At 71.8% G+C, this 23,639-nt stretch carries 23 protein-coding genes and 1 pseudogene; 10 read left to right on the top strand and 14 right to left on the bottom strand.

The features are described 5' to 3' along the window. Together dut and ACIBBD_RS29585 are read right to left on the bottom strand one after the other, a co-directional pair. The gene (gene dut, locus ACIBBD_RS29580) at positions 1-552 is read right to left on the bottom strand and encodes a dUTP diphosphatase (protein ID WP_399422622.1); all 552 of its coding nucleotides are present in this window, start codon (positions 550-552) and stop codon (positions 1-3) included. Further along, a complete protein-coding gene (locus ACIBBD_RS29585; RefSeq protein WP_399422623.1) occupies positions 549-1,133 on the bottom strand; it encodes a PaaI family thioesterase in 585 nt (194 codons plus the stop codon). Before ACIBBD_RS29585 ends, dut begins: the two co-directional genes overlap by 4 nt. Before the next feature lie 113 nt (positions 1,134-1,246). On the opposite strand from ACIBBD_RS29585, the gene ACIBBD_RS29590 reads away from it, so the two are divergent. Beyond that, positions 1,247-1,711: a DUF3093 domain-containing protein gene (locus tag ACIBBD_RS29590; protein WP_399422624.1), complete on the top strand. Its 465-nt coding sequence runs from the start codon at positions 1,247-1,249 to the stop codon at positions 1,709-1,711. A gap of 33 nt (positions 1,712-1,744) precedes the next feature. On the opposite strand, the gene ACIBBD_RS29595 is transcribed toward ACIBBD_RS29590, so the two are convergent. The 4 genes from ACIBBD_RS29595 to ACIBBD_RS29610 form a co-directional block, all read right to left on the bottom strand. After that, on the bottom strand, positions 1,745-2,698 hold the full coding sequence (locus ACIBBD_RS29595; RefSeq protein WP_399422625.1) for a hypothetical protein: 954 nt from the start codon (positions 2,696-2,698) through the stop codon (positions 1,745-1,747). Positions 2,699-2,711: 13 nt separating this feature from the next. Then, on the bottom strand, positions 2,712-3,008 hold the full coding sequence (locus ACIBBD_RS29600; protein WP_003993510.1) for a DUF4193 domain-containing protein: 297 nt from the start codon (positions 3,006-3,008) through the stop codon (positions 2,712-2,714). Between the two features lie 396 nt (positions 3,009-3,404). Next, the gene (locus ACIBBD_RS29605; protein ID WP_399422626.1) at positions 3,405-4,640 is read right to left on the bottom strand and encodes a sensor histidine kinase; all 1,236 of its coding nucleotides are present in this window, start codon (positions 4,638-4,640) and stop codon (positions 3,405-3,407) included. Between the two features lie 6 nt (positions 4,641-4,646). After that, positions 4,647-5,300 (bottom strand): response regulator transcription factor, encoded by a 654-nt coding sequence (locus ACIBBD_RS29610; protein ID WP_007387794.1) that lies wholly within the window; start codon positions 5,298-5,300, stop codon positions 4,647-4,649. 416 nt (positions 5,301-5,716) lie between these two features. Here ACIBBD_RS29610 and ACIBBD_RS29615 point away from each other — a divergent pair, with 416 nt between their 5' ends. After that, on the top strand, positions 5,717-5,890 hold the full coding sequence (locus ACIBBD_RS29615; protein ID WP_194039889.1) for a hypothetical protein: 174 nt from the start codon (positions 5,717-5,719) through the stop codon (positions 5,888-5,890). Between the two features lie 74 nt (positions 5,891-5,964). Here the strand turns inward: ACIBBD_RS29615 and ACIBBD_RS29620 are convergent, their stop codons facing one another. Further along, the gene (locus tag ACIBBD_RS29620; RefSeq protein WP_399422627.1) at positions 5,965-6,780 is read right to left on the bottom strand and encodes an inositol monophosphatase family protein; all 816 of its coding nucleotides are present in this window, start codon (positions 6,778-6,780) and stop codon (positions 5,965-5,967) included. Between the two features lie 8 nt (positions 6,781-6,788). Continuing rightward, a complete protein-coding gene (locus ACIBBD_RS29625; RefSeq protein ID WP_399422628.1) occupies positions 6,789-7,916 on the bottom strand; it encodes a ferrochelatase in 1,128 nt (375 codons plus the stop codon). Positions 7,917-8,173: 257 nt separating this feature from the next. On the opposite strand from ACIBBD_RS29625, the gene ACIBBD_RS29630 reads away from it, so the two are divergent. The 3 genes from ACIBBD_RS29630 to sepH all read left to right on the top strand — a co-directional run bounded on the left by ACIBBD_RS29630 (position 8,174) and on the right by sepH (position 12,141). After that, positions 8,174-9,412 (top strand): MFS transporter, encoded by a 1,239-nt coding sequence (locus tag ACIBBD_RS29630; RefSeq protein WP_399422629.1) that lies wholly within the window; start codon positions 8,174-8,176, stop codon positions 9,410-9,412. Beyond that, on the top strand, positions 9,372-10,691 hold the full coding sequence (locus ACIBBD_RS29635) for a D-arabinono-1,4-lactone oxidase (protein WP_399422630.1): 1,320 nt from the start codon (positions 9,372-9,374) through the stop codon (positions 10,689-10,691). The genes ACIBBD_RS29630 and ACIBBD_RS29635 overlap by 41 nt, the downstream gene beginning before the upstream one ends. A gap of 415 nt (positions 10,692-11,106) precedes the next feature. Further along, positions 11,107-12,141 carry a septation protein SepH gene (sepH, locus tag ACIBBD_RS29640; protein WP_399422631.1) on the top strand — a complete coding sequence of 345 codons (1,035 nt, stop codon included), beginning with the start codon at positions 11,107-11,109 and terminating at the stop codon, positions 12,139-12,141. Positions 12,142-12,434: 293 nt separating this feature from the next. Here sepH and ACIBBD_RS29645 read toward each other — a convergent pair whose 3' ends face one another. After that, positions 12,435-13,286: a sulfurtransferase gene (locus ACIBBD_RS29645; protein WP_399422632.1), complete on the bottom strand. Its 852-nt coding sequence runs from the start codon at positions 13,284-13,286 to the stop codon at positions 12,435-12,437. Between the two features lie 291 nt (positions 13,287-13,577). Here ACIBBD_RS29645 and ACIBBD_RS29650 point away from each other — a divergent pair, with 291 nt between their 5' ends. The 4 genes and pseudogenes from ACIBBD_RS29650 to ACIBBD_RS29665 all read left to right on the top strand — a co-directional run. Then, on the top strand, positions 13,578-14,381 hold the full coding sequence (locus ACIBBD_RS29650; protein WP_399422634.1) for a VOC family protein: 804 nt from the start codon (positions 13,578-13,580) through the stop codon (positions 14,379-14,381). 572 nt (positions 14,382-14,953) lie between these two features. After that, complete coding sequence (locus ACIBBD_RS29655) at positions 14,954-15,076, top strand: hypothetical protein (RefSeq protein WP_399422635.1); 123 nt, start codon at positions 14,954-14,956, stop codon at positions 15,074-15,076. A 144-nt stretch (positions 15,077-15,220) separates the two neighbouring features. Beyond that, the gene (locus ACIBBD_RS29660; RefSeq protein ID WP_399422636.1) at positions 15,221-16,234 is read left to right on the top strand and encodes an EcsC family protein; all 1,014 of its coding nucleotides are present in this window, start codon (positions 15,221-15,223) and stop codon (positions 16,232-16,234) included. Positions 16,235-16,260: 26 nt separating this feature from the next. Continuing rightward, positions 16,261-16,653, top strand: a pseudogene (locus ACIBBD_RS29665) (PhzF family phenazine biosynthesis protein); the annotation flags it as partial. An 83-nt stretch (positions 16,654-16,736) separates the two neighbouring features. Here the strand turns inward: ACIBBD_RS29665 and ACIBBD_RS29670 are convergent. The 4 genes from ACIBBD_RS29670 to ACIBBD_RS29685 form a co-directional block, all read right to left on the bottom strand. After that, the gene (locus tag ACIBBD_RS29670; protein WP_399422637.1) at positions 16,737-17,384 is read right to left on the bottom strand and encodes a thymidine kinase; all 648 of its coding nucleotides are present in this window, start codon (positions 17,382-17,384) and stop codon (positions 16,737-16,739) included. 43 nt (positions 17,385-17,427) lie between these two features. Beyond that, complete coding sequence (locus ACIBBD_RS29675; protein ID WP_399422638.1) at positions 17,428-18,675, bottom strand: alkaline phosphatase family protein; 1,248 nt, start codon at positions 18,673-18,675, stop codon at positions 17,428-17,430. Beyond that, entirely contained in the window at positions 18,675-19,271 is a 597-nt protein-coding gene (locus ACIBBD_RS29680) for a DUF5998 family protein (protein WP_399422726.1), read from the bottom strand. The genes ACIBBD_RS29675 and ACIBBD_RS29680 overlap by 1 nt, the downstream gene beginning before the upstream one ends. Before the next feature lie 64 nt (positions 19,272-19,335). Beyond that, on the bottom strand, positions 19,336-22,146 hold the full coding sequence (locus ACIBBD_RS29685) for a GNAT family N-acetyltransferase (RefSeq protein WP_399422639.1): 2,811 nt from the start codon (positions 22,144-22,146) through the stop codon (positions 19,336-19,338). Between the two features lie 178 nt (positions 22,147-22,324). Here ACIBBD_RS29685 and ACIBBD_RS29690 point away from each other — a divergent pair, with 178 nt between their 5' ends. Further along, complete coding sequence (locus ACIBBD_RS29690) at positions 22,325-22,606, top strand: HPr family phosphocarrier protein (RefSeq protein WP_145866789.1); 282 nt, start codon at positions 22,325-22,327, stop codon at positions 22,604-22,606. Between the two features lie 214 nt (positions 22,607-22,820). Here ACIBBD_RS29690 and ACIBBD_RS29695 read toward each other — a convergent pair whose 3' ends face one another. Continuing rightward, positions 22,821-23,513 (bottom strand): GntR family transcriptional regulator, encoded by a 693-nt coding sequence (locus ACIBBD_RS29695; protein ID WP_399422640.1) that lies wholly within the window; start codon positions 23,511-23,513, stop codon positions 22,821-22,823. Between the last annotated feature and the right edge of the window lie 126 nt (positions 23,514-23,639).

A 23,639-nucleotide genomic window follows, 5' to 3' on the forward strand; every position in this document is an offset into this window, starting at 1 on the left:
TCACTGTCCTTCCCGGTCGGATACGACCGAAGCGTATCGATTCCCACCCGTCGCGCCGCCCATGGCGGCCTGACCGCTTGTGCCGCCCCCGCCGTCCACCGCGGCGTGGCCACCGGTGGACCCGAAGCCCCCCTCGGCCCGCGCCGAGTCGGGAAGCTCCGCGACCTCCTGGAAGCGGACCCTCTCGACCTGCTGGACGACCAGTTGGGCAATCCGGTCGAAGCGCTCGAACCGCACGGACTCGCGCGGGTCGAGATTCACCACGATCACCTTGATCTCCCCACGGTACCCGGCATCAACCGTCCCCGGGGCATTCACGAGGGCGACACCGCACCGGGCGGCGAGCCCCGAACGAGGATGCACGAAGGCCGCGTACCCCTCCGGGAGCGCGATGGACACCCCCGAGGGCAGCACCGCGCGTTCCCCCGGTGCGAGTTCCCGGCTCTCGGTGGTCCGCAGATCGGCCCCCGCGTCACCGGGATGCTCGTACGTCGGAAGCGGTACGTCGGGGTCGACGCGCCGGATCAGGACGTTCACGGGAGGACGGCTCACGGGTTCACCTCGAAGGCGCGGGCGCGCCGGACCTGGTCCGGGTCGTTCATGGCCGCCTCGATCTCCTCCTGACGGCCGTGGTGGACGAAGTGCTCGACCTTGACCTCGACGAAGAGCGCGTCGGCACGGACGGCGACGGGACCGTCGGGACCACCGATCCGTCCGGTGGCGGTGGAGAAGATCTTCCGCCCGGCCACCGCCGTCACCTCGGCCTCCAGGTACAGCGTCGTACCGACGGGCACGGGCCGCACGAAGTCGGTCTCGAGCCGTCCGGTCACGGCGATCGTCCGCAGCAGCCAGTTCAGCGAGCCGAGCGTCTCGTCGAGGGCGCTGGCCAGGACGCCGCCGTGAGCCAGTCCGGGCGCCCCCTGGTGGGCGGGGCGCACGGTGAACTCGGCGGTGACGGTGACCCCTTCGCCGGCCCGCGCCTCCAGGTGCAGCCCGTGCGGCTGTGCGCCGCCGCACCCGAAACACTGTTCGTAGTGGGCACCGAGGACCTCGCCGGGTTCGGGAGCGTCGGGGTGCCGGACCGGCTTCAGGGCGTCGGCCGGAGGCTGAAGAGCTGGGGAAGTACCACTCACAGCCGCAGACCTTACCCGCCCGTCCACGGCCCGCCGCCACCCCGACCGACGGTGCTGCGCGCGCGGTGACCCTGACCCTGGCCATATCCGGACAGCGTGCCAAGCTTGGCTCCATGCAGCTCTCCGCCACCCCGTACGAAGAACGCCTCACCGCCCCCCGCTCGTGGTGGTTCGTCTCGTTCCTCGTGGGCGTCTCCTTCGCCCTGATCCTGCTGCCCTTTGGCACTCTGCCGTTGCTCGGCGGCCTGGTCGGCGGCACCGCCGTCGCGGCGGTCGTGGCCAGTTCCTACGGCTCGGTCCGGATCCGGGTCGTGGGCGACTCCCTGATCGCGGGCGAGGCGAAGATCCCGGTCACGGCACTGGGTGAGGCGGAGGTCCTGTCCCCCGACGAGGCGCGCGCCTGGCGCACCCACAAGGCCGACACCCGCGCCTTCCTGCTGCTGCGCGCCTACATCCCCACCGCACTGCGGGTGGAGGTCACCGACCCGGACGACCCGACGCCGTACCTCTACCTGTCGACGCGGGAGCCCGAGCGCCTGGCCGAGGCGCTGCGGACGGCGCGGGAGACGACGGCGTAGGCAAAGGGTTCGGCCGCGCCGCGCAGAGAGCTCTCAGTCCCCGCGTTCCCGGGAGGGTCCTTCGGGGTTCTCGTCGCCGCCGAGGGGCAGCGGATTCTCGGGCTTGTCCAGCGGCGGCAGCTCGGGCAGGGCGTCCCACGGCACCTGGATCCTGCGCAGGTCGGCCCGGACCTTCGCGGCCAGCTTCTTGGTGTCCCGTCGGTTCATGACCGCGCCGACCGCGGCGCCCACCAGGAACGGCATCAGGTTCGGCAGGTCGCGGACCGTGCGCTTCATGATCTGCTGGCGCAGTTCGCGCTTCACCTGGCCGCCCAGGGCCGAGTTGATCGAGGCGGGCTTCAGCACGTCCACCCCGCGCTCGCCGGACCACGAGCGCAGGTACGCGGTGCTGCGCTCCATGAGGTTGCCCTGCGGCCGCAGGCCGTAGACCTCGTGCAGTTCGGCGATCAGCTTCAGTTCGATCGCCGCGACGCCGGTGATCTCGGCGGCGATCTCGGCCGGCATCGCGGGCGGTACGGGCAGCATGGCCGCCGCGCCGATGCCCGCTCCGACGGTGGACGTGGCCGTCGCCGCGCCGGCCACCAGCTTGTCGGCGAGCTGTTCCGGCCCGAGGCCGGGGAACTGCCGGCGGAGCGTCTGAAGGTCCCGTACCGGGATCCTGGGAGCTGTCTCGATGATCCGGTCGGTGAGCTGGGCCAGGGCCGCCCTGGCCCGGCTGCCGCTCGCGCGGACGCCTGCTCTGGCCATGCCCACGGCCTTGTCCCGGACCACCGCCGCCCGTCGCCTGGCGACGGGCGCGGCGCCCGGCGCCGGCGCCGGGAGGGCGTCCCGGTCGTCCGGCTCGAGCGAGGCCGATCCCGCAGGGACCACTCCCTTGCCGGATGAGCCTCGCTCGTCGTCACGCACGCCTTGGGAGCCGTCGGACGGCCCCTTGTCCGCTCCCGGGAAAGGGAAGCGGCGCTTCCGAGGAGGGGTCGAGCCAGTCACGGCCGACCCTCCCTCAGTCGCAGTCGCGGCAGATCGGCTGGCCGTTCTTCTCCCTGGCCAGCTGGCTGCGGTGGTGCACCAGGAAGCAGCTCATGCAAGTGAACTCGTCCTGCTGCTTCGGCAGCACCCGGACGGCCAGTTCCTCGTTGGAGAGGTCTGCGCCGGGCAGCTCCAGGCCTTCCGCGGCCTCGAACTCGTCGACGTCGACAGCGGAGGCGGACTTGTCGTTCCGCCGGGCCTTCAGCTCTTCAAGGCTGTCGGAGTCGACATCGTCATCGGTCTTGCGTGGGGTGTCGTAATCGGTTGCCATTTCGCCTCTCCCCCTCTGGGTATCTGCGGTGTCTCCAGCGCACGTAACGCGTGAGAGGCCGGACTTGTGCCCGCCTCGAGGCGGAGATTTTGCCTCACATCAAGGTCTGTTACTCAATCGACACCCAACCGGACTCCTCATGAGTGATCGGCTTGGATGGCGATCGGGACCGTACACGGTCCGAATGCCGCACTTCAAAGGCGCCTCACCGTGTACTTCCCGTGATCAGGACCCCCGAAAACCCGGAGTTTCCGGGCTTTCCGACGGCATTCATGATCACGGAGAGTAGATGGCCGGAAAATCGTGCCTGTGATCGATCACACACGAGGAAGCTGGATCACAGCCCTGAAAATTCCGCGCAAAGCGAACATCCCCCCGTGTGTCGCCGACATGATCTCAGAGCGGGAGGGTCACTCGCATCACGAGTCCTCCTCCGTCACGCGGCTGGGCCGTGATGTGCCCGCCGTGCGCCCGGGCCACGGACCGCACGATGGACAGGCCGAGCCCGACTCCCTTGTCGCTCCCCGTGCGCTCGGTACGCAGCCGTCGGAAGGGCTCGAAGAGGTTGTCGATCTCGTACGCCGGCACCACCGGCCCCGTGTTGGACACGACCAGAACCGCCTGGCCGTGCTGGACCTCGGTGGTCACCTCGACCCAGCCGTCCTCGGGCACGTTGTACCGCACGGCGTTCTGCACCAGGTTCAGGGCGATCCGCTCCAACAGTACGCCGTTGCCCTGGACGACCGCCGACTCGCGCTTGCCGCGGATCCGCACGCCCTTGGCCTCGGCCTCACCGTGCACCTGGTCGATGGCCTGCCCGGCGACCTCGGCGAGATCGACCGGCTTGCGCTCGACGATCTGGTTGTCGCTGCGGGCGAGCAGCAGCAGTCCCTCCACGAGCTGCTCGCTGCGCTCGTTCGTGGCGAGCAGCGTCTTGCCGAGCTGTTGCAGCTCCACGGGCGCGTTCGGGTCGGAGAGGTGCACCTCGAGGAGCGTGCGGTTGATCGCGAGCGGCGTTCTCAGCTCGTGCGAGGCGTTGCCCACGAAGCGCTGCTGGGCGGTGAAGGCGCGCTGCAGACGCTCCAGCATGTCGTCGAAGGTGTCGGCCAGTTCCTTCAGCTCGTCGTCCGGCCCGTCCAGTTCGATACGGCGGGACAGGTCCGAGCCCGCCACCGCGCGCGCGGTACGGGTGATCCGGCCGAGCGGGGACAGGACGCGGCCGGCCATCGCGTAACCGAAGGCGAAGGCGATGACGGCGAGGCCCAGGAGGGCGAGGAGGGAGCGGCTGAGGAGGTCGTCCAGGGCGTGCTGGCGCTGTTCGTTGACGCACTCGTTCAGCGCCTGGTTGAGCTCGGCCGCGGGCAGCTCCACGCTCCGCAGCTTGCAGATGTCGCTGGAGACCCCGCCGGAGACGATCTTGAAGGGAAGGTCGCTGCCCACGTTCAGCGCGTTCGCGGCGAGCAGGTAGATGATCGACAGCAGCAGGATGCCGGCGATCAGGAACATCCCGCCGTACAGCAGCGTGAGCCGTATGCGGATCGTCGGGCGGAGCCAGGGGAAGGGGGCCTGGGGCCGCCTCGGGTCCCAGGTGGGTTTCGGGGGCGCCTGGGGAGGCGCGGGCGTCGTGGCCACGGGGGCTCAGATCCGGTAGCCGGAGCCGGGAACCGTGACGATCACCGGGGGTTCGCCGAGCTTGCGGCGCAGGGTCATGACGGTGACGCGCACGACGTTGGTGAACGGGTCGGTGTTCTCGTCCCAGGCCTTCTCCAGGAGCTGCTCCGCGGAGACGACGGCGCCCTCGCTGCGCATCAGGACCTCCAGCACGGCGAACTCCTTCGGCGCGAGCTGGACCTCCTTGCCGTCGCGGAAGACCTCGCGGCGGTTGGGATCGAGCTTGATGCCGGCCCGCTCCAGGACGGGCGGCAGCGGCACGCTGGTGCGCCGGCCGAGGGCACGCACGCGTGCGATGAGCTCGCTGAACGCGAACGGCTTCGGGAGGTAGTCGTCGGCGCCGATCTCCAGGCCCTCGACACGGTCGCTGACGTCGCCGGACGCCGTGAGCATCAGCACGCGCGTGGGCATGCCGAGTTCGACGATCCTGCGGCAGACGTCGTCGCCGTGCACGAGCGGGAGATCGCGGTCGAGAACGACCACGTCGTAGTCGTTGACGCCGATGCGCTCCAGGGCGGCCGCACCGTCGTACACGACGTCGACGGCCATGGCCTCCCGGCGCAGTCCGGTGGCCACCGCATCGGCGAGCAGTTGCTCGTCCTCGACGACGAGTACGCGCACGTCGCTTGTCCTTCCTGTGTCCACCCGCGTAGCGCTCCGTGAGCGCAGGCGGGCAGGGGTCTTGGTGGGTGTGTGCTTCCATCCTGCCCTTTTCGGCCATAAGTCGGCGGTAAGGCGGGTGTGCGGCCCATGAAGGACAGGTGTGAAGCCCGGGAATGCGAGATTTTCTCGTGCGGTTGAGGTTTCCACGGAAGACAGTGGGGGGAGGACGGCTTTACACCCCGCGATCACGCTCTGCATGGGCCGCAACACCATGTGGTATCCGATCCGCTTGCCGCAGAGCGGGCGTGGGTGTCCGGCACCGTCGCCGCCCGGCAGGGCAGTGTGCCGGGCATCTACCGGAGACGTGATCGCCCCTTCCCAACCGGCACACCCCCGTGCCACCGATCCACGACCCAAGGACGAGGGGGCGCAGCATGGACGCATTCACCGCAGGACTTCTGCAGCGCATAAAGGCGACCGAGTCCGACCTGACGCGGGCTCGTGACGAGGGCGACGACTTCCTCGTCGAGGTGGAGCAGGGCGAGCTCGACGACCTGCGCCGCCTCGCCGCCGAGCACGGTGTGGAAGTCGGCGCGACCAGCGTCTGAGCGGTTCGCACGTACGACGGAGGGGCCCCGGCGAATCCAGCGCCGGGGCCCCTTCGCGTGAGCCGGTGCCCGCGTCAGTCGTGCCAGGCGCCCAAGTCCTCCAGGAGCCGCTGGAGGGGCTCGAAGACGCCCGGGGTCGCCGCGATCGCCAGGTCACGTGACGGGCGCTCTCCGGGGCGTCCACCGGTCAGCGCGCCGGCCTCCCGGGCGATCAGGTCGCCCGCGGCGAGGTCCCAGGGATGCAGACCGCGCTCGTAGTACCCGTCCAGGCGCCCGGCTGCCACGTCGCACAGGTCGACGGCCGCGGATCCGCTGCGCCGGATGTCCCGCAGCAGCGGGATCAGCCTCTGCGCGACGTCGGCCTGGTGGGCGCGGACCTCGGTGACGTAGTTGAAGCCGGTGGAGACCAGGGCCTGGTCGAGGGGTGCCGCGGGGCGGCAGGTGAGGGCCCGTTCGCCCGTCCAGGCGCCGGTTGCCCAGGCACCCCCGCCGCGCACCGCGTGGTGCGTCTCGCCGCGCATCGGGATCTCGACGACCCCGACGACGGTCTCGCCGTCCTGCTCGGCGGCTATCGAGACGGCCCAGGTGGGCAGCCCGTAGAGGTAGTTCACCGTGCCGTCGAGCGGGTCGATCACCCAGCGGACGCCGCTGCTGCCCTCGCTGGAGGCGCCCTCCTCGCCGAGGAAGCCGTCGTCGGGGCGCCGGTCGGAGATCAGGCCGGTGATCAGCTTCTCGGCCGCGATGTCCATCTCGGTGACCACGTCGATGGGGCTGGACTTGGTGGCGGCGACCGCGAGGTCGGCCGGGCGGCCGTCCCGCAGCAGCTCGCCGGCCCGGCGGGCGGCTTCCCTGGCGAGCTCGAGCAGGTCGGTGTGCAGGGGGTCGGTCACGGACTTCCTCACGCGTAGGGGCTGTCGGCGCCCGCGGCGGCGGGCCGGGGGGCGCGGGCCGGGCAGCAGCCGACGGGGCAGAGGTCGTGGCTGGCGCCGAGCGTGCCCAGGGCGCACGGGGTGATCTCCCGGCCGCTCTCGGTGGCGGCGCGCTCCAGGACGAGCTCGCGGACGGCGGCGGCGAAGCGCGGGTCGGCGCCGACGGTGGCCGAGCGGCGCACCGGCAGGCCCAGCTCCTGCGCTCGGGCCGCGGCCTCCGTGTCGAGGTCGTAGAGGACCTCCATGTGGTCGGAGACGAAACCGATGGGCGCCATCACGACCGCCGGGACGCCGGCCGCGTGCCGCTCCTCCAGGTGGTCGCAGATGTCGGGCTCCAGCCACGGGATGTGCGGTGCGCCGGAGCGGGACTGGTAGACGAGCTGCCAGGGGTGGTCGACGCCGGTGCGCTCACGGACGGCGTCGGCGATCAGCCGTGCCACGTCCAGGTGCTGCCTGACGTACGCGCCGCCGTCGCCGTGGTCCGTCACGGGCCCGGAGGTGTCGGCCGCGGCCGTGGGGATCGAGTGGGTCGTGAACGCGATGTGGGCGCCGTCGCGGACGTTCTCGGGGAGGTCGGCGAGGGACCGGACCACGCCGTCGATCATGGGCTCCAGGAAGCCCGGGTGGTTGAAGTAGTGCCGCAGCTTGTCGATCTTCGGCAGCGGCAGGCCCTCGGCCTCCAGGGCGGCCAGCGAGTCGGCGAGGTTCTCGCGGTACTGGCGGCAGCCGGAGTACGAGGCGTAGGCGCTGGTGGCGAGGACGAGGATGCGGCGGCGGCCGTCGGCGACCATCTCGCGCAGGGTGTCCGTCAGGTAGGGGGCCCAGTTGCGGTTGCCCCAGTAGATCGGCAGGTTCAGGCCGTGATCGGCGAAGTCCTTGCGCAGGGCGTCCAGCAGGGCGCGGTTCTGGTCGTTGATGGGGCTGACCCCGCCGAACAGGAAGTAGTGCTGACCGACTTCCTTCAGGCGTTCCTTGGGGATGCCGCGCCCGCGCGTCACGTTCTCCAGGAACGGGACCACGTCGTCCGGGCCTTCCGGGCCGCCGAAGGAGAGCAGGAGCAGGGCGTCGTAGGGGGTGGCATCGAGCGCGTCTGGCATGTCTCGATCCTGCCACCCGGCGCTGACAGCCGGGCAACCGCAGGGTGCCGGACGGGCAAGGTGTCGGGGCGCCCACCGGGCCGAAGGCTGCGCGAGAGGTGCGTTAGGGTTGCCTAACTCGTAAGCTGTATGCGCGCCCATCACGCCTTACCAGTCCTGTCGCGCTCCCTGCACGCCTTACCGAGCCCCCAGAGCCGCCGTCTCTCGCGCCGTGCCGAGCCGCTACGCACGCGTGACCGGACCCACCGGAGACCTCCGTGCCCAGCCCCTACCGCGCCCTGTTCGCCGCCCCCGGCTCCAAGGGTTTCTCCGCCGCGGGGTTCCTCGGCCGGATGCCGCTGTCGATGATGGGCATCGGCGTGGTCACGATGGTCTCCCAGCTCACCGGGCGCTACGGCCTGGCGGGCGCCCTGTCGGCGACCATCGCGCTGGCGGCCGCGGCGATCGGGCCGCAGATCTCGCGCCTGGTGGACCAGTACGGGCAGCGCCGGGTGCTGCGCCCGGCGACCCTGGTGGCGCTCGCGGCGTCGGCCGGGCTGCTGCTGGCCGCGCACTTCGACTGGCCGGACTGGGTGCTGTTCGTGTGCGCGGCCGGGATCGGCTCCGTGCCGAGTCTCGGCGCGATGATCCGGGCCCGCTGGGCGGCCGTGTACCGGGGAACCCCGCAGCTGCACACCGCGTACTCCTTCGAGTCCGTGGTGGACGAGGTCTGCTTCATCTTCGGACCGATCATCTCCATCGGGCTGTCCACCGCCTGGTTTCCCGAGGCGGGGCCGCTGCTGGCGGCCTGCTTCCTGGCCGTCGGCGTCTTCTGGCTGACCGCGCAGCGGGCCACCGAGCCGGAGCCGCACCCGCGCGAGCGGAGCGGCGGCGGCTCGGCCCTGCGCTCGCCGGGCCTGCAGGTCCTGGTGGCCACCTTCGTGGCGACCGGCGCGATCTTCGGCGCGGTCGACGTGGTCACCGTCGCGTTCGCCGACGAGCGGGGCCACAAGGGCGCCGCGAGCGTCGTCCTGGCGCTCTACGCGGCGGGCTCCTGCGCGGCGGGCCTGGTCTTCGGTCTGCTGCGCCTCAAGGGGTCGCCGGAACGTCGCTGGCTGCTGGGCGTGTTCATGATGGCCGTGAGTATGATCCCCCTCCTACTGGTCGGAAACTTGCCGTTCCTGGCCGTGGCGCTGTTCGTTGCGGGTCTGGCCATCGCTCCCACGATGATCACGACCATGTCCCTCATCGAAGAGCACGTACCTCGCGCGCAACTGACCGAGGGCATGACCTGGGTGAGCACCGGGCTCGCCGTCGGCGTCGCGCTCGGTTCGTCCTTCGCCGGCTGGGTCATCGACGCGGCCGGCGCGCGGGCCGGGTACGGGGTTCCGGCGGTGTCCGGGGCCGTCGCGGTCGCGGTCGGTTTCCTGGGGTACCGCCGGCTCAGCAGGCCGGCTCCGGGTCGGGGAGGCACCGTTGAGCAGCACAGCGAGCGGGAAGAACGGCACGTGGCGTAACTGGGGCGGCAATGTCGCCGCCCGCCCCGCACGGGAGGTCACGCCCGCCTCCGTCGACGAGCTGGCCGCAGCGGTGCGCCGGGCCGCCGAGGACGGGCTGAGGGTCAAGGCCGTCGGCAGCGGTCACTCCTTCACGTCGATCGCCGCCACCGACGGCGTGTTGATCCGTCCTCAACTGTTGACCGGCATCCGCGACGTCGACCGCGAGAACATGACCGTCACGGTCGAGGCGGGCACCCCGCTCAAGAGACTCAACGTGGCCCTGGCGCGCGAGGGCCTGTCGCTCACCAACATGGGCGACATCATGGAGCAGACCGCCTCCGGGGCCACCAGCACCGGCACCCACGGCACGGGCCGCGAGTCGGGCTCCATCGCCGCCCAGATCAGGGCTCTGGAACTGGTCACGGCCGACGGCTCGGTCCTCACCTGCTCCGAGAAGGACAACCCCGAGGTCTTCGCGGCGGCCCGGATCGGCCTCGGCGCCCTCGGCATCGTCACCGCGATCACCTTCGCCGTGGAGCCGCTCTTCCTGCTCACCGCGCGCGAGGAGCCGATGCCGTTCGACAGGGTCCTCGCCGACTTCGACGAACTGTGGGCCGAGAACGAGCACTTCGAGTTCTACTGGTTCCCGCACACGAGCAGCACGAACACCAAACGCAACAACCGCAGCGCCGGCCCCCGCAGGCCCGTGGGACGGCTCGCCGGCTGGTTCGAGGACGAGTTCCTCTCCAACGGCGTCTTCCAGGCGGCCCAGTGGGTCGGCCAGGCGGTGCCCGCCACGATCCCGGCGATCGCCCGCGTCTCCAGCAGGGCCCTGTCCGCACGCACCTACACGGACATCCCCTACAAGGTCTTCACGTCCCCGCGCCGGGTGCGGTTCGTGGAGATGGAGTACGCCGTGCCGCGCGAGGCCGTGACCGCCACGCTGCGCGAACTGAGGTCGATGGTGGACCGCTCGCGCCTGCGCGTCAGCTTCCCGGTCGAGGTGCGCACCGCGCCGGCCGACGACATCACGCTGTCCACCGCCTCCGGCCGCGACAGCGCGTACATCGCCGTCCACATGGCCAAGGGCACGCCCTACCAGGGGTACTTCACCGCCGCCGAGCGCATCTTCACCGCGCACGAGGGCCGGCCGCACTGGGGCAAGGTGCACACGCGGGACGCGGAGTACTTCGCCGGGGTCTACCCGCGCTTCGGGGAGTTCACGGCGTTGCGGGAGCGGCTGGATCCCGACCGTCGGTTCCAGAACGACTACCTGCGGAGGGTCCTGGGGGCCTAGCGGTCCCGGTGGGCGTCCGGTGCCGTTTCGGACACGTGCGTGAAGTACGCCACGTTCAAGATCGGGGAAAGGGGGCAACGGACGGCCGAGTCGCGCCCGTTGCCAGAAGTTGGACGGCGTGCCAATCCACGCACGTGGCCCAAATGGAGTACTGTTGCGAGCCCTGGGTCCGGTCTCCCGCCAGGGTGTCCGGAGCCTTGCTGGACCGCCAGGAGGGGGCTAGTTGCACAGGGTGACGGAGTTGGTCACTTAGCGTGGCGAATAGGTAACCGTGCCATAACGGCGATCCAGGGCCCGCGCCCGACACGCCGGGCAACTCGGCAAGGTTGTGGCAGGCTGCACCCGGGCAGGCCACACTCGACTAGCGGAAGCAGCGACGCACGTGACGTCGGCAGGCACCACCCGGGAGGTCCCCATGCCCGAACTGCGTGTCGTGGCCGTCTCGAATGACGGCACACGGCTGGTGCTGAAGGCTGCGGACAGCACGGAGTACACGCTTCCCATTGACGAGCGTCTGCGCGCCGCCGTCCGCGGTGACCGTCCCCGCCTCGGCCAGATCGAGATCGAGGTGGAGAGCCATCTCCGCCCCCGCGACATCCAGGCGCGTATACGAGCAGGTGCCACGGCGGAGGAAGTCGCGCAGATGGCGGGCATTCCCGTCGACCGCGTACGCCGCTTCGAGGGGCCCGTGCTGGCCGAGCGCGCCTTCATGGCCGAGCGGGCCCGCAAGACGCCCGTCCGCCGGCCCGGTGAGAACGCCGCGGGGCCCCAGCTCGGCGAGGCCGTCCAGGAACGGCTGCTGCTGCGCGGCGCCGAGAAGGACACCGTCCAGTGGGACTCCTGGCGCCGTGACGACGGCACCTGGGAGGTTCTCCTCGTCTACCGGGTCGCGGGTGAACCGCACTCGGCGAGCTGGACGTACGACCCGCCGCGGCGGCTCGTCCAGGCCGTCGACGACGAGGCGCGCTCGCTGATCGGCGAGTCCGACGACCTGGCCGCTCCCGAGCCCAGCTTTCCGTTCGTCCCCCGTATCGCCCGGCTGCCGCGTGAGCGTTCGATGGACCGCGCCCTCGAGCGGCCGAGCCTGCCCGCGCCGGCGCCGGAACACGACGAGGAGAGCACCGGCGAACGCGAGCGGGACTCGCTGACCAGCCTGCTGGAGGCGGTACCGAGCTTCCGCGGTGACCTCGTCGTCCCGGAACGGCCGGCGGACGAACCGGAGGAGCCCGTCGAGGAACCGGCCGCTGAGGAACCCCCGGCGCCCGCCGCGTCCGCCGGTTCCGCCTACGCGGACGTCCTCATGCCGCGGTCCGTGGGCAGCCATCGCGACCGTCTGATCGGCGCCACCGACCGCCAGGCCGAGGCCGACGGCGTCCGCCCGGGCCGCCGCGCGGCGGTGCCGAGCTGGGACGAGATCGTGTTCGGCACCCGGCGCAAGAAGCAGGAGTAAGAGCCCCGGACACAAGGGGAGTCCGATCAGCTCGCGGCGTCCGGTGCGTGCGATCGCAAGGCGCCGGAAGGTCCTTGTAGCGGAGCCACCAGGGCCTTTCGACAACGCGGCGAGCGTGCGTGCCAGGCGTCGCGAGCCGGGTCCCCCTTTTGTTCGGAGCTCTGAGCCTCCGGGGGACGACTCACCCGATCGGGCCGCGGATTCACGGAAGTCGGTTCGCACGACGATGGATACGTACGGGAGGGCCGCATCTGTTCGGTGCGACCCTCCCCCCATGTCTTCACGTCATCGCGTCACTGGGGATCGGGGCCCGTGGCGACCGGCCGGGACGGGTCCGACGACCACTCCGACCAGGAGCCGACGTACAGGGCCGCCGGGATGCCCGCCACCGCCAGCGCCAGTACCTCGTGGGCGCCGGAGACGCCGGAGCCGCAGTACACGCCCACTTCGGTGCCGTCGGACGCGCCCAGCGCCTTGAAGCGGGCCTTCAGTTCCTCGGCGGGCAGGAAGCGGCCGTCCGGGCCCACGTTCTCGGTCGTCGGCGCGGAGACGGCTCCCGGGACATGTCCGCCGACCCGGTCGATCGGCTCGACCTCACCCCGGTACCGCTCCCCCGCGCGGGCGTCGAACAGCACACCGGAGCGGGCCAGCGCCGCGGCCCCGTCCGCGTCGAGGAGGCCGCCGGCCGCCGGTGCCGGCTCGAAGTCACCCTCGACGGGCTCCGGCACGTCGACCGACAGGTCCCCCTGCCAGGACGGCAACCCGCCGTCGAGGACCCGCACGTCCGGGTGACCCGTCCAGCGCAGCAGCCACCAGGCACGAGCCGCCGCCCAGCCCTGTCCGCCGTCATAGGCGACCACCGGCCGGGTCGCCGAGACGCCGGCCCGGCGCATCGCGGCGCCGAACTCCGCGATGTCCGGCAGCGGGTGGCGGCCGCCCGTACCGGGCGCGCCGGCCAGCTCCCGGTCCAGGTCGACGTAGACGGCACCCGGTACGTGCCCGGACGCGTACGCGGCCCGGCCGTCGAACGGCGGTTCCCCGGCCGCCTTCGCCACGCTGAGCTGCCAGCGGACGTCGAGCACGACCGGCGGGTTCTGCCCCGTGAGGTCCCTCGCGAGTTCGGATGCGGAGATGATGGCGTTCATGGCCACCATCCTTGCGCACGGGGTGGCTCCGGCGTCCATGTCCGGCTACTCTGCTCGGCCGGACAGGTCCGATCACGTGGTGTACGGGATCGAGCACACGCCGTACGGCCGATCGACATCTGTCGGCAGTCGCACGGATACGGACGGGACTCCGCGCACCGGGCATCCTCCCGACACGACCGGGGTGCGGCGCGCCCGGAGCGCGTCGCACCCCGGGTGGTGCGAGCATCGACTGGGAGCCGGAGGGCGGAAGCGACGCGGCCACCGCGAGGGGCCGGGGAGAGAGTGACGATGACCGAGGCACGTGGATCGGCCGACCCGAACGGCGAAGCACACGCCCGGTACGCGCCCGGCACACCCTGCTGGGTGAGCCTGATGGTGCACAGCCTGACCGCCACTCAGGAGTTCTACGGTGAACTGTTCGGCTGGGAGTTCCAACCCGGCCCCCAGCAGCTCGGCCCGTACGTACGGGCCCAGCTCGGCGGCCATGAGGTGGCCGGGATCGGCCAACTGCCCCCGGACCGCCACCTCTCCATCGCCTGGACGCCCTACCTCGCCTCGCACGACGTGGACAGGACCGCGGAAACCGTGCGCCTGTGCGGCGGCACGATCGGGGTCGGTCCTCTCGATGCCGACGAGGCCGGGCGTCTGGCCATCGGTTCCGACCCGACCGGCGCGGTCTTCGGCATCTGGCAGGCGGCCGCCCACCTCGGCACGGACGTCACCGGCGTGCCCGGCACCCCCGCCTGGAACGAACTGCTGACCTTCGAGTCCGCGACCGTCGCCAAGTTCTACGAGACGGTCTTCGGCTACGAGCGGGAGCGGGTGGACTCCGCCGACCTGGACTACGTCACCCTGCGAGTCGCCGGCCGCCCGGTCGCCGGCATCCACGGGGTCGGCGCCCCGTTGCGCCGGGAACGGGGGCCGCACTGGATGACGTACTTCGAGGTCGCCGACGTGGACGAGGCGCTCGGTCTCCTGAGCGGCCTGGGCGGGCAGGTCCTCGCACCGGCGCGGGACACCGTGCACGGCAGGGTGGCGATGGCGGCCGATCCGGAGGGCGCCCGGTTCGCGCTTCTGCAGACCCCGTGTTGACCCGAACGGGGAGGAATCGGTTTGCTCCCCACTCGTGGCCCCGGCGGTTCTTGTGCCCCCAGCCCGCCCCCGCGCGGACGTCGGCGTGGGACGTTCGGCCGGCACCGAGGGCCTCGTAGAGGGCGAGCCCCATGTCGGTGACGCAGCTGACGTCGACGACGGCGCGCCAGGCAGGCCGACGGCGTCCGCCCGGGCCGCCGCGCGGCGGTGCCGAGCGCCGAGAGGAAGTTCCGCGATGTCCTCCCCCGAGCAGCAGCCGCACGCCCCTCCCCCGGTCACGGTCCCCGAGACGGTCCACGGCGCCGGTCTCGGGACCGCCGTGGTGGGAGCCTGCTGGGCGGGGGTGTCGCCGGCCGACGGCACGGAAGGGACGTTCGGCACCGACGGGACGCTCACCGTCAGCGGGATCGGCGCGGGTTCTCGACCCCGGCGATCTGTGCTCCGGAACGGGCGGCTACTCCGACATCGACTTCGGCACCCAGGTCAGCGTCAGCGACGCCGCCGGAACCCTCGTCGCCAAGGACAGTCTGGTCTTCGGCGAGAAGACGGAACCGGGCCGCGGGTTCCCCTTCATGGTCGACGACATCACGCCGGGCTCGAGGTTCTACCCGGTCGAGGTCTCCCACCGCGGCGCGCTCACCCAGACCGAGGACGAACTGCGCGCTGACACCCTCGCGTTCACACTCGGCGACTGAACGGCCAACCGGCTCGGGATGACTGCTCCGTGTCTTCCCTGCGCACGACACCTCTTTCAGCGGACTCTGGACGAAGTACCTCATCCACGTGTCGCCGGTAGGGCATCGTGGACCAAGCGATCACAGTCGAACTGGAGAATCCCGATGAGCACTTACGCCGACCTACTCGTCGACGGTGCACCCCCGATGAGCGAGTACGAGGGGCAGGTGTGGGACACGCTCAACGAGCACTGGGAGCAGCGCAACAACCGCCGTGGTCTGCCGAACTGGGCGAGCACCGCGCTCGGTCGCACCGGCGAGGTCGCGGGAAACGCCGTGCGACGGGTCAAGGACGCTGTACCGGAGGCGGTCGCGGAACCGATCCGTCGCGCAGGCGATGCGGTCGCCGACACGGCCATGCGACCGGCACTCGCAGGCGCGGCAGCATTGCTCGAACTGGTCAACGACTGGGCCATGGATCTCAACGATCCGAAGAACGTCGAGAAGCTCGCCCGCAAGCGAGGCTTCGACATCGACGGTTTCACCGAACTGCGGCAGCAGGACCTCAAGGTCTGCGACCGGCTGCTGACCCGCAACACCCTCAAGTGGCGGACCACCGGCGCGCTCGAAGGTGGCGCCATGGGCCTGCTGGCCATGGTCCCCGTCGCCGGTATCCCCGCGGCGATGACAGCGGACATCCTGGTCGTCCAGGTCCTCAGCACGTCGATAGCAACGCGCATCGCGTACTCCTACGGCTACGACGCCAAAGACCCCAAGGAGCAGGACTTCATCCAACGCCTGGTACAGCGGTCCTTCATGGCACAGGCGGCCAAAGCCAAGCCGTTGCGTGACGTCGCACGGGCGGCGGACGCGGTCAAGGGACGCGTGAACTGGTCACAGAAGCTTCGCCAGGACCACCGCCTCCTGGCCGCCCTTGAGAAGTTGATGAAGCAGCTGGGCCCGGCCGGGTCCAGGGTGCCGGTCAAGAACGTCGCCAAGGTCGTGCCGTTCGTGGGGGTCCTCATCGGTGCCGGCATGAATTCCGCGGTCCTCGGCAGGGTGGCCGCCGACGCCCAGCGGTACTGCCAGACCCGCTTCCTGTGCGACAAGTACGGGCTGCCGCTGCCGACCGCATTGGCTACCGACTGGGACGACGAACCTCGGACCGACGCCACGTAAGTGATGGCCGCCGGGTCCGCGATGCAGTGCTGTTCGCGCCGCGCGCCGGCACCGTGCCGGTGGAGGTGACCGAGGAGGGCGGGACGTTGAGAACACGCTCGCCATCGTCCCCGCATCGAGGAGATCGCCGATGCCGATCTCGAGGAGGCGCTCGCCGCGCTGGGCTGGCCGGCCGCGGATCTCGATCGTCTTCCACGTCGGTGACCCGTTCCCCGTCAGTGGCGTCGAGGAGCCGGCGACCGGCGCGGCGGCCCGCCGCGTTCGGTGCGTACGCGCGTGAGCTGGGCCTGGTCCCCGAGGACGCCGTCCTCACCCTGCACCAGGGCGAGGGCCTGGGCCGCCCCGGCGCGCTCATGGTGACGCTGCGCGCGGGCGACCCGCGCGTCCGGGGCGGCCACGCGAGGGCTCACGTCGGCTGAAGCGACGGGGACTCGCCGCCGACGGCTTTCAGTCGCCGACAGGGGGAGGCACGGCGCCGAACGGCTTCGCCTCCTGAGCGGGGTCAGGCCGAAGTGACGGGCAGTACGTCCGGCGACAGCGCCGCCGCCCGCGCCGTGGCCGCCGTCATCCGGCGCCGGTGGTGCCGGCGGCACAGGACCTCGTACCCGATGGTGTCGGCCTGGTTGACGTCGCCGACGACGACCTGGGCGCCCTCGACGACCATGACGCCGCCGACCGTGCGGGCGTTGTGGGTGGCGCGGGCGCCGCACCAGCACAGGGCCTCGACCTGGAGGACCTCGACGCGGTCGGCGAGTTCGACGAGCCGCTGGGAGCCGGGGAACAGCTTGGAGCGGAAGTCGGTCGTGATGCCGAAGGCGTAGACGTCGACGCCGAGGTCGTCGACCACGCGCGCGAGCTGGTCGATCTGCTCCTCAGCGAGGAACTGCGCCTCGTCCGCGATCACGTAGTCCGCCCGGCCGCCGTGCGAGAGGTGGTCGACGAGGTACGCGTACAGGTCCTGCCCGTCCTTGACCTCGACGGCGTCGGTGACCAGGCCGAGGCGGGAGGACAGCTTGCCCTCGCCCGCACGGTCGTCGCGGGTGAAAATCATGCCCTGCAGGCCGCGCGCGGAGCGGTTGTGCTCGATCTGCAGAGCCAGCGTCGACTTCCCGCAGTCCATGGTTCCGGAGAAGAACACCAGCTCGGGCATGGGGGGTTGAGCACCTTTCGGCAGGAAAGAACAAGGGCGGGATTCAGGAGCGTACTTCGAGCAGCGGAACGAGTTGCTCGGCAGGGGTCATCGAGCCGTGGTTGCCGACCATCGCCGACTCCTTCGGCTCCCGCTCGGAGGCGATGAGCAGGACGTCGTCGCGGGCGGCCGCGATCACGTCGCCGAGGCGGGCGTACACGCGCTCGTCGACCTCGCCGGGCGGCCCGAACCAGCCGGCGGCGAGGGCCTCGTCCCGCGAGGCCACCCAGAACTGCTCGCCGAGCACCTCGCGCCAGCAGGTCAGGACGTCGTTCTCGGCGCCCGGTACGGCGTAGACGTGGCGGGCGCGGCCCTCGCCGCCCAGCAGGGCGACCCCGGCGCGCAGTTCCCAGTCCTCGTCGAAGTCGATGCGGTGCTCCTCGTCGAAGGGCACGTCGACCATGCCGTGGTCGGCGGTGACGTAGAGCGCGCTGCGCGGCGGGAGTTGCTCCGCGAGGCGCTGGACGAGCCGGTCGACGTACATGAGCTGGCCGCGCCAGGTGTCGGAGGCGACGCCGTAGCGGTGTCCGGCGCCGTCGAGTTCGGCGTAGTACGTGTAGACCAGGGAGCGGTCGCCGGCCGCGAGCTGCTCGGCCGCGAGGTCCATGCGCTCCTCGCCGGTCAGGCGTCCGAGGAAGGTCCCCCCGCTGAGCGCCACCTTGGTCAGCGGGGTGTTCTCGAAGGTGGGCGAGGACACCTGCGCGGCGTGCACCCCCGCCGCGTCGGCCAGCTGGAAGACGGTGGGGTACGGCTGCCAGGCGTCCGGCGGGGTCCACGGCTGCCAGCGGAGCTGGTTCATCAGCTCGCCGGTGGCCGGATTGCGCACGGTGTAGCCGGGCAGGCCGTGGGCGCCGGGCGGGAGGCCGGTGCCGACGGAGGCGAGGGAGGTCGCGGTGGTCGCCGGGAAGCCGGCGGTGATCGGGCGTCCGGTGCCGCCGCGCGATCCGGCGAGGAGCGCGTGCAGGTAGGGCGCCTCGTCCGGATGGGCCTTGATCTGCTCCCAGCCGAGGCCGTCGATCAGGAAGACGCAGTTGCGGTCGGCCGCGGTCAGTTCCGGGATCGCCGCGGTCATGCCGGGTACGCCCATGCCCGCCGCCAGGGTGGGCAGCAGGTCGGCGAGGGAGCCGGAGCCGTAGGCGGGGGCGGGCGCGGAGGAGACGGCGAGGGGTTCCGGGTGGCCCCAGTCGGCATCGGAGAGGGTGGGCGCGGAGCGCCCGCGGTCATGGGCGGAGGGGGGCGACGGGTGCGACATCAGCGGGTGAGGTCCGCGGTCGCTTCGGACAGCGACTGCGCGAAGGCGAGCGCCTGACGCACCGTCTCCGGGCCGTCCCCGGCCTCGCTGACGCGCAGGCTGAGGTCGTCCGCCGTCGAGTTGCCCGTGTAACCGTGGTCGGCGTCGCAGTTGGGGTCGCCGCAGGCGGCGGGCTCCAGGTCGATGCGGGAGACGGCGCCCCAGCCGATGGTGAGCACGACCTCGCGCGGCAGGGTGCCCGGCGTGTACGACTCCGGGTTGGCGACCACCCGGCTGACCACGACCGACGAGATCCGGTCGAGCTTCACGGACTCGGTGGACGTGGTCGCGTACGGGGTCGGGGAGGTGGTGTCGGCGGCCTGCTCGTCGGTGTGGCTGACGATGAAGCGGTTGCCGGTGAGGACCAGCACGGTCACGTGCCGGCGCACCTCGTTCTGGTCGAAGGTGGTCTCCTGGTGGACCAGGTACGACCGGATGGGCTCGCCGCCCACGGCGGCCTCCACCGCCTCGGCCACGAGGGCCGGGTAGTAGCCGCTGCGCTCGATCGCCGCACGCAGCCCCTGGGTCGTCGTACTGGTCTTGGCCATGCCGTCCATCCTACGGGGACCCACTGACTGCGAGGGACCTCTACACGGGGGCCGGGGACGGCTCGCGGCCGCTTCAGTACGCCGGGAGCGTCCGCGGGCCGAGGTCGTCGCGGGCGGGCGGCGGTGCCAGGCGGACCGAGGCGCCGAGGACGCTCAGGCCGTGCGGGGCCACGACGACCGGCTCCAGGGTGACCGCGACGACCTCGGGGTGGTCGTCGACCAGGCGGGACACGCGCAGCAGCAGCTCCTCCAGGGCGGGGGTGTCGACGGGCGTCGAGCCGCGCCAGCCGAACAGCAGCGGTGCCGTCCGGATCGAGCGGACCAGGGAGGTCGCCTCGCGGTCGGTGACCGGGACCAGGCGGTGCGCCATGTCCCCGAGCAGCTGCGAGGCGGCTCCGGCGAGCCCGAACGAGAGCACCGCTCCGGCCGCCGGGTCGATGACCGCGCGGACGACGGTGTCGACCCCGCGCGGGGCCATCGCCTGGACGACCGGGCGCACCTCCTGCGGCTTGCCGAAGAGTTCGGTCAACTCTGCGTACGCGCGGCGCAGTTGTTCCTCGTCCGCGAGGTCCAGCCGGACGCCGCCCAGGTCGGCGCGGTGGCGCAGGTGGGGTGCGGTGGCCTTGAGGGCGACGGGGTAGCCGAGGGCGCCGGCGGCCCGCGCGGCCTCGTCCGGGGTGGGGGCGGGGAGGGCCCGGCGTACGGGGATGCCGTACCGGCCGAGCAGCTCGCAGGTCTCGTCGGTGCCGAGGGTGAGGCCCTGCCCGCGCGCGAGGAGCCCACCGATCAGCCGGGCGGCGCCCTTCTCGTCGATGTCCTCGTATTCGGGCACCTTGCCGGGGTCCGCGGCCTCGCGGCGCCACTGCGCGTACTTCACGGCCTCGGCGAGGGCGCGGACCGCGCGTTCGGCGGCGGGGTAGGCGGGGATGAGGTGGGCGCCCTCGGGAGCCTCGGCCACGGGGGCGGGTCCCGGGCCCGTGCCCGGTGTCCCCGCGTCCGCCGTCGCGGCACGCGCGCGTGGGGCGGTGCTCGTGGCGGCCGACAGGGCCTCGGCTAGGCCGCCGAGTTCCACGTGCACGACGAGCACCGGCTTGGCGGGGCCCCTGGCCGCGGCCGAGCGCAGCGCCGCCGCCAGTTCCGCGTCGCCGGGCGACGCCTCGCCGATCGCCGGGATCGCCGTCACCACGACCGCGTCGCAGGTGTCGTCGGTCAGGGCCCGCACGAGCGCCGCGTGGAAGTCCTCCGCGGACGCCTCGGTGGTCAGGTCCAGCGGCGGCAGCGGGCGCAGCCCCTCGGAGAGGCACGCGTCGTACGTCAGCAGTCCCAGGGACTCGGAGTTGCCCAGGATGGCCACCCGCGGGCCTCGCGGCAGCGGCTGGCGGGCGAGCAGGAGGCCCGCGTCCACCAGCTCGGTGATCGTGTCCACGCGGATCACGCCGGCCTGCCGCAGCAGCGCCGACACCGTCGCGTGCGGCAGCCGCGTGGCCCGTACGGCGTGCCCCTGGGGAGCGGATCCCGCGCCCTGCACCACCACGAGCGGCTTCGCCGCCGCCGTACGCCGTGCCAGGCGGGTGAACTTGCGGGGGTTGCCGATGGACTCCAGGTACATGAGGGCGACGTCGGTGTCGGGGTCGTCGTACCAGTACTGCAGGACGTCGTTGCCGGAGACGTCGGCGCGGTTGCCGGAGGAGACGAACGTCGACACGCCGGTGACGCCGGTGACGCCTCCGCCGCGCCGGTGCAGCCGGGACAGCAGGGCGATGCCGATGGCGCCGGACTGGGCGAACAGTCCGATGCGGCCGGGCCGGGGCATCTCCGGCGCCAGGGACGCGTTGAGCCGCACCTCCGGGGAGGTGTTGATGATCCCGAAGGCGTTGGGGCCGATGATCCGCATTCCGTACGCGCGCGCCCGGCGCACGAGGTCGCGCTGGCGCTCGCGTCCCTCGGGGCCGCTCTCGGCGTATCCCGCGGCGAGGACGACGAGTCCCTGCACGCCGTGCTCGCCGCACTCGGCGACGACCTCGGGCACGTGCTCGGCCGGGACCGCGACGACGGCGACGTCGACGGGACCGTCGATCTCGCGCACCGAGCGGTGGGCGGGCACCCCGTCGAGCTGCTTCAGGCCCTCGGGGAAGGCCTTGTTCACCGCGTACAGGTGTCCGGTGAAGCCGGCCTCCCGCAGGTTGCCGAGGATGCTGCGGCCCACGCCGCCGGGGGTGCGGCCGGTGCCGACGACGGCGACCGAGCCGGGCGTCAGCAGCCGCCGTACGGAGCGGGCCTCGGCGCGCTGCTCCCGCGCGCGCTGCACGGCCAGGGAGCGCTCGGTGGGTTCGAGGTCGAACTCCAGTCGGACGACGCCGTCCTCGAAGCTGCGCTTCTGGGTGTACCCGGCGTCCGTGAACACCTTGATCATCCTGCTGTTGGCGGGGAGCACCTCGGCGGCGAACCGGCGGATGCCGCGCTCGCGCGCGACGGCCGCGATGTGTTCCAGGAGCGCGGAGGCCACGCCCCTGCCCTGGTGGGCGTCCTGCACGAGGAAGGCGACCTCGGCCTCGTCGGCCGGCGCGGAGGCGGGCAGGCCGTCGGCGCCGATGCGGTCATAGCGTACGGTGGCGATGAACTCGCCGCCGACCGTGGCCGCGAGTCCCACCCGGTCCACAAAGTCGTGGTGCGTGAAGCGGTGGACGTCCTTGGCGGACAGACGCGGGTAGGGCGCGAAGAAGCGGTAGTACTTCGACTCGTCCGAGACCTGCTCGTAGAAGCTGACCAGACGCTCGGCGTCATCAACGGTGATGGGGCGGACGCGTGCGGTGCCGCCGTCGCGCAGCACCACGTCGGCTTCCCAGTGGGCGGGGTACTCGTGCCGGTCCGGCGCGCTCTGCATGGGCCCCAGAGTACGGCTCGCGTCCGACAGCGGCGCGGGGCAGTCTGTGGAGGACGGAACGTCGGGTCGAGGCCGCGACCCGACGGCCACGGCGGAACGGTACGCAGGACCGTTCCGGGCACGTTTCACGTGTGGAACACTGGTCTAGACAACCCTGAACACCGAAGGGCAGCATCACATGGCTGAGCGCCGCGTCAACGTCGGCTGGGCCGAGGGCCTTCACGCCCGCCCCGCCTCCATCTTCGTCCGAGCCGCCACGGCCGCAGGCGTCCCGGTGACGATCGCCAAGGCGGGGGGCAACCCCGTCAACGCGGCCTCCATGCTGGCCGTGCTCGGCCTGGGCGCCCAGGGCGGCGAGGAGATCGTCCTCGCCTCCGACGCCGAGGGCGCGGACGTCGCCCTCGACCGGCTGGCCAAGCTGGTCTCCGAGGGGCTCGAGGAGCTTCCCGAGACCGTCTGAGCCTCGCCCGCAGCGCGTACGGAGCCGCGTCGCCCTTCACGGGCGGCGCGGCTCCGCCGTTTTCCCGCGCTCGCTGCGGAGAAATCTCGGGAGGCATGACGGAAAATAGTCCGGGCACACGAAGAGCGCGCCGTCGGAAATTCCGGGCGCGGCAGAAAAAGGGCAGCGGAAATACAGCTCCGCCGAATTCCCTTCTTTGTATACGGCCCCCGTGTTAATGACGCGGGCCCGACATGTTTACGACGTGTTGCGAAGTCCTCACACGGTCCTGGCGGTCCCCGCCCGCGAAGCGCAGCCGGTGTGCGGCGGACGAGCGCTCGGTGTGCAGCGCGGTGATCGCCCGCGCGCGCTCGCCGTCGCCGCGCGCCACCGCGTCCACGATCGCGCCGTGCTCCGCCCAGGACTCCACCGGGTTGGCGGGCGCGTCCACCGCGTACATCCAGGCGATCTTGTGACGCAGCTGGGTGAGCGTCGAGGTCAGGGCATGGCTGCCGGAGGCCTGGGCCAGCGTCTCGTGGAACCACCCGCCCAGGGAGCGCAGATCCTCGCTGCTGCCCCTCCTGGCGCGCTCCTGCCCCAGCCGGACGAGGCCGCGCAGCACCTTCAGATGCGCTTCGGTGCGCCGCTGGGCGGCCCGGGCCGCACCGAGCGGCTCCAGCAGCATGCGCATCTCCAGCAGGTCGGCGGCCTCCTGCTCGGTCGGTTCGGCGACGCACGCGCCCGCGTGCCGCCGCGTCACGACGAAGCCCTCCGCCTCCAGCGTGCGCAGCGCCTCCCGGACGGGGACGCGCGAGACGCCGTAGCGACGGGCCAGGAGTTCCTCGGTGAGGCGGCTGCCGCGCTCGTAGACACCCGCGACGATGTCGTCCCGGATGGCCGTGCACACCGAGTGCGCCGGAATACGCATGACCGACCTCCGCCTTAATCCCCGTGAAACGTCGACGAATGACGTGTGGTCAGTGACTCTATTGCAATGAGCCGCAATTTCCGACGGCGGGTCGGAATCCATGGATATTTTTTGGACAGCGGGGAG

Source organism: Streptomyces sp. NPDC051315 (assembly GCF_044455165.1).
Taxonomy (GTDB): Bacteria; Actinomycetota; Actinomycetes; order Streptomycetales; family Streptomycetaceae; genus Streptomyces.